2 protein-coding genes are annotated in these 2,293 nt (G+C 61.7%); one reads left to right on the top strand and one right to left on the bottom strand.

Going from position 1 to position 2,293, the window contains the following annotated elements; genetic code table 11:
* Nucleotides 1-108: 108 nt before the first annotated feature.
* Nucleotides 109-873, bottom strand: coding sequence for an AAA family ATPase (locus ACEW8Q_RS03830; RefSeq protein WP_373502731.1), 765 nt, complete (start codon nucleotides 871-873; stop codon nucleotides 109-111).
* Nucleotides 874-1,921: 1,048 nt separating this feature from the next.
* Between ACEW8Q_RS03830 and ACEW8Q_RS03825 the strand changes: the two genes are divergently transcribed.
* A partial coding sequence (locus tag ACEW8Q_RS03825) for a helix-turn-helix domain-containing protein (protein ID WP_373502730.1) occupies nucleotides 1,922-2,293 on the top strand: 372 nt, incomplete at its 3' end.

Below are 2,293 nucleotides of genomic sequence, written 5' to 3'. Positions count from 1 at the left end.
GCCGAGCCTGAACGTCGCGCGATGACCGCAGGCGCGCAGCCGCGTTTTGCAGGCCCGGTTCGCCAGCAGCCGGGGACGGTGCCACGCGGGGTGGCATTTTGAACCGGCTCATCTCGGCACGACCTCGTCGACCCCGGCTAGCAGAAGCCGTGCCACTTCCAGCTGGCGCTTGATGGCCTCCGCCATCAACCTCCCACCCGGCGCGCAGGCATTTGCCGCCATTGCCGGCCCGAGGGGGCCGTGGAAGCCGAACTGCTCGAGAATCTTCGAATGCGGCACGATGACGTCGAGATGATCGAGGCGCAGGATTTCCAGAAGGACATCCTGATCGCGTTTTGGCAGTGCTGTCATGCCACCCTCGCGGGTTGCTGCATCGATGATCTTGGGTCCGGCGTCGATCACCAGAACACGCACCTCCGGGAAGCGCTCGCCCGATGCAATTGATGCACGCAGATCATCCATCCAGAGGACGGCGCGATGGGTCATTTCCCATTCGGCAAACACAGGCCGCGCCGGGATCAGAACGAGGTCCGAGATGAGACACAAGTCTTCCGTATCGGCATGGGTGCCTGGGCGTGTGTCGAGAACGACCAGATCCGTGCCTGATACTTCTTCGGCCTCCAGAACGGCGAGCAAGCCGTCGACCGTATCGGGAGGCGACAGGATCGACAGCGCATCGGGCCAAGCCGGGCGGGTGACCCCTTCCCAGGTGGAGAGCTCGAAACTGTCACGCCAACGGCCAAGCTGAGCGTTAACGTCACCGTCGATCAGGGTGACGCGCCGGCCGGCGTCGAGTGCTGCAGATGCGAGAAGCATCGCGGCTGTCGTCTTTCCAGAGCCACCTTTGGTCTGGACGATGGAAATAACTTGCATGAAAAATCGCCTCCGCAACCCGCATACCAACACCCAAGCAACGCCTGCGACGTCGCTATTGACGCTACGGCAGGCAATTCTCGCCAAAACACGCAAATTCAGCGTGAAGCCCTTGTCAGGGTTCACTAATCCTCAGCGCGTTTGGAGCGCCGTTTAGACACAAGGTTGTGCAGACGTCAAACAGGTTGCGCCTGTGGTTGTGGGCAAGATGCTCAAATAGTCATCTTCCTTGAGGAATTTCCACAATGCGTTGCTGCGGCGCAGCGACGGCCTGGCCATTTGGCAGGAAATTCTGCCGACCACCTGACTTGATGCCCGTTTGCCTGTTTGCATGGCTTACCGTTTAACTGTTTCGACGTCGGCCAGTTGGGCCGCCTTGATGGGCAGTCGGATGCCTGTCTGCCTGATCGGATGGTCGCCTGCTTGCACGTCGACCTGGCTGCCTAGTTGGCATGGCACTTTGTGGCAGAGTCATTGGCTGCGGATAAAATCGCGACATGGTTCGGAGATCGTGGTGTCCCGGCAATCAGGAATTTGCCTCCCTGCCTTTTTGCCTGTTGGCATGTCTGGCCGGTTGCCCGTTCGCCTTGAGGACTTCGCCGAGGGCCCTGCGCCTCTTGATCGAGGACTTCGCACCCTCCACTCGCTAACGGTCAGATCGTGCAGCATCAAGCAGTCCAACGCTCTCTTTCCCCTTCCCGGGACCTTCGAGCCCTGTTCCGCGCGAGCAATCTTTCCATTCCGGGGCCACCCACTTCCGAAGTGGGCCGTCAGACCACCCACACCCTCCGTCAAGAAAGCCGCGCATTATCAATGCGGTCGCGTGAAAACGCTCCTTGAAGTGGTGGCCTGACGGCCAGGTCGCAGGGGTGCTGGTGGCGGGCAAGCCGCCAACCCCTGACGACATATCGTGTCCTCACCGGCTGTCCGGTTTCCGCGCGCGGGCTCCTCTTCGGAGGAGCGGAAACCGGCCGGTGAGGACGGTTGGCAGGAACGGTGGTGTGTGGTACATGATGCGCTATGCCTGCAATAAACATGTAATGATGCAATGCCCAGATCCCGCCTCAACTCCTCGGAGATTGCCGCCATCGAGGCGCGGCTCGTGGCTGGCGAGAGCGTTGCCGCCCTTGCGGCCTCGCTCGGACGCTCGCGTCATACGCTCTCTCGCATCAAGGGCGGCCTTGATCGGGGCCAGGCACGACGGCTTTCGGTGAAGCTCAACATCCGGGTGACCGAAGGCGAGCATGCCGCCTTCCGGGCGGTTGCCGAGGCATGCGGTCTGACGGTTTCCGAGGCAGCCCGTCATCTGGTCAGACAGGCAAGCGATCTTCTGGCCATCCAGTCCGAGGAGCTTCAGGCCATCGCGGCAGCCCGGCAGGACCTTGCCGCCGTGGGCAACAACCTCAACCAGATCGCCCGC

Source organism: Aestuariivirga sp., assembly GCF_041738905.1.
Taxonomy (GTDB): Bacteria; Pseudomonadota; Alphaproteobacteria; order Rhizobiales; family Aestuariivirgaceae; genus Aestuariivirga.
Note: the sequence above shows the minus strand (reverse complement) of the source record. Positions and strands in the feature narration are given on the sequence as shown.

Excerpts from the sequence above, each read along its gene's own strand:
- ACEW8Q_RS03830 (WP_373502731.1), bottom strand. The coding sequence starts at position 873 with ATGCAAGTTATTTCCATCGTCCAGACCAAAGGTGGCTCTGGAAAGACG.